Source organism: Microbacterium sp. Bi128 (genome assembly GCF_918698205.1).
In genome coordinates this window covers 1-2,795 of the sequence record NZ_CAKKMM010000644.1, presented here as the reverse complement: position 1 = coordinate 2,795, position 2,795 = coordinate 1, and the positions used below count along the sequence as shown (strand labels likewise).

Genomic DNA, 2,795 nt, shown 5'->3' with positions numbered 1-2,795 from the left:
GAACTACAACAAGCGGCTCCCTGTCTAAGCTAGGCCACGAAACACCAGTTCCCGAAGCCGGGAACGCAGTGCCATAAAGAACCCGAAATGGAGCACCATGCTTACCGCAGAAGAAACCCAGGACAAGGAACGCCCCCTCCGGGAGGCTGTCCGGGACACCCTCCGCAACAGGATCTTTGAAGGGCACTACGTTCCCGGCACCAGGCTGGTGGAGCGCGACCTCGCCGCCGAATTCAACGTCTCCCGCCTCCCGGTCCGCGAGGCGCTGCGAATGCTGCGCCAGGAAGGCCTGGTCAGCGACCGCGGCGCTCGCGGGGCCGAAGTCAGCTCGCTCAGCCCCAAAGACGTGGAGGATCTCTTCGACGTCCGCCAGTCGCTCGAAGTGCTGGCCTGCAGGCTGGCCGCGGCCCGCGCCACACCGGAGGACCTCAGTGCGCTGGAAGCCTTGTTGGACGTGGCCGAGCTCTCTCTAGCCAAGGGCGCCATTATGGACGCCCACCGGGCCAACAGCGAATTCCACGATGCCATCACCCGGATCGCCAACAACGGCTTCCTCAAATCGGCGCTCGAACCCCTCCAGGGCCGGATGCACTGGCTGTTCCGGCATGTGAGCGACCTCCCCGAACTCATCGAAGAACATCGGGCGCTCTACACCGCGATCGCCAGCGGTGACCCTGACCGGGCGGCTGCCCAGTCGGAGTCGCACATCGACAAATACCGGGAACAGTTTCCGGAGAATTTCCGCCGGACGGAACCCGACCTTCATCGGAAGAAGTAATGAAACTCCTTGTCATCAACCCCAACATCAGCAACGATGTCACTTCGCTGATCGAATCCGAAGCCCGGCGTTCAGCCTCGCCCGGAACCGAACTGGTAGTCCGGACCGCCGGCCACGGCGTCGAATACATCGAAACCCGCTTTGAATCGCTGATCGCCGCCGGTGCCGTCGCCGAAATCATCGCAGAGTACACTCGCGACGGCGCCAGCGTCGACGGCGTGGTGGTCGCCGCATTCGGCGACCCAGGGATGCCGGCGCTGAAGGAACTCGCCGACGTCCCCGTCATCGGAATTACCGAGGCGGCACTTTGCGCCGCCGCCCTGCAGGGGCACCGGTTCTCGATCATCGCCATCTCGGACCGCATCCGGCCCTGGTATCTGGACTGCGTTGAACGGTTCGGGCTCGCCGGCCGGCTGGCCTCGATCCGCTCCATCAACGAGAGCCTCAACGGCATCGGTTCCGTGCAGCAGGACTTCAAGGAGACCCTGCTGGCGCTCAGCCGCCAGGCCGTCGCCGAGGACGGGGCCGACGTCGTGATCCTCGCCGGCGCGCCGCTCGCCGGACTTGCCCGCGAGCTTGCAGGCCAGATCCCCGTCCCCGTGGTGGACGGCATTTCCGCTGGCATCCAGATGGCCCAGTCCGTAGTCAACCTCCAGTCCGGTCCGCACCGGGCCGGCGCCTTCGCGCCGCCACCGGTCAAGGCCCGCAAGGGGCTTTCGAAAAACCTCGATGCCGCCCTCACGACGGCGCAGCACGCCACCCGGCTGCCCGCACCGTCCCACTAATTTTCTTTCTCGAAGGAGGACAACGATGTCCCACACCCCAGACCTTGTCATTGCCAACGGCACCGTGGTCAACAGTTTCGGCCGCCAGAATGTGCACGTCGTGGTGCACGGCAGGACGATCGTCCAGCTCGTGGACGCTTCCGAGCCGGTCCCCGCTGCCGCCAGGAGCATCGACGCCGCCGGCCAGCTGGTGATTCCGGGTGGCGTGGACGGCCACTGCCATGTCGCCCAGGTAACCGGACGGTTCCGTACCCTGGACGACTACCGGACAACATCCACCGCTGCCCTCTGGGGCGGCACCACCACCATTATCGACTTCGGCATCCCCCGCGACGCCCGCGAGACCCCGCTGGCCGCGGTGTTGCACAAGAAGGAACTGGCACGCGAGTCCCGCTGCGACGTCGCCCTGCACGGCTCGGTGGTCCAGTGGGACGAGACTGTGCCGTGGCAGCTCGAACAGCTCGCCGCCGAAGGTGTCCGTTCGGTCAAGATGTACACCACGAACCGGGGCACCACCATGGCCGACGGGGACACCATCCTGAAGGTCATGCGCGAGATGGTCCGGCTCGACGGCCTTACCTACATCCACGCCGAACACGATCCCATCATTGCCGACTGCACCCAGCAGCATGCGGACGACGGCCGCATCGGCATCGAACACCTGCACCGGACCCGGCCCGAACTCGCGGAGGAGATCTCGGTCAAGGAGACCCTGGCGATGGCCGAGTACACCAACGCTCCCGTCTACTTTGTGCACCAGTCCACGCCGGGGGCCGTAGACCTCGTCGCCGGGGCCCGCAGCCACGGAATGGACGCCTTCTCGGAAACGTGCCCGCACTACCTCACCCTGGACGACACCGTCTACGGCACCTCCTTCCCCGAGTGGTACGCCTGCTGCCCGCCGATGCGCAGCCCCGAGACCGTCGCCGCGCTGCGGGACCGGCTTGCCGCCGGAGCCATCCACACGGTGGCCTCGGACCACTCCTGCTACGACCTCACTCAAAAACGCGAGCGATCCGATGACATCCGCGCCATGCCGCACGGCCTGCCGGGAGTGGAAACCCGCATGCCTGTCACCTTCACCGCCATGATGGACGCCACCGGCGGGGCAGCCCGGGTGGAGGATTTCGTGGAAGTGTTCGCCGCCGGTCCGGCCCGGATCAACGCCCTGCCGGGCAAGGGAACGATCGCAGCAGGGTACGACGCCGACCTCGTCGTCTTCGATCCCGCAC

3 protein-coding genes are annotated in these 2,795 nt (G+C 66.2%); all 3 read left to right on the top strand.

Features of this window, described 5'->3' with window-relative positions; all coding sequences use genetic code 11:
• The first annotated feature begins 97 nt into the window (after nt 1–97).
• Nucleotides 98–778 (top strand): GntR family transcriptional regulator, encoded by a 681-nt coding sequence (locus LQV45_RS24210; protein WP_230009169.1) that lies wholly within the window; start codon nt 98–100, stop codon nt 776–778.
• Nucleotides 778–1,563: an aspartate/glutamate racemase family protein gene (locus LQV45_RS24205; protein ID WP_230009168.1), complete on the top strand. Its 786-nt coding sequence runs from the start codon at nt 778–780 to the stop codon at nt 1,561–1,563. The genes LQV45_RS24210 and LQV45_RS24205 overlap by 1 nt, the downstream gene beginning before the upstream one ends.
• Nucleotides 1,564–1,588: 25 nt before the next feature.
• Nucleotides 1,589–2,795: amidohydrolase family protein (locus tag LQV45_RS24200; protein WP_230009167.1), on the top strand; the 1,207-nt coding region annotated here is incomplete at its 3' end.

What these genes read in the sequence shown, in the direction of transcription:
- LQV45_RS24210 (WP_230009169.1), top strand. Translation starts at nt 98, where the DNA reads ATGCTTACCGCAGAAGAAACCCAGGACAAGGAACGCCCCCTCCGGGAG.
- LQV45_RS24205 (WP_230009168.1), top strand. Translation starts at nt 778, where the DNA reads ATGAAACTCCTTGTCATCAACCCCAACATCAGCAACGATGTCACTTCG.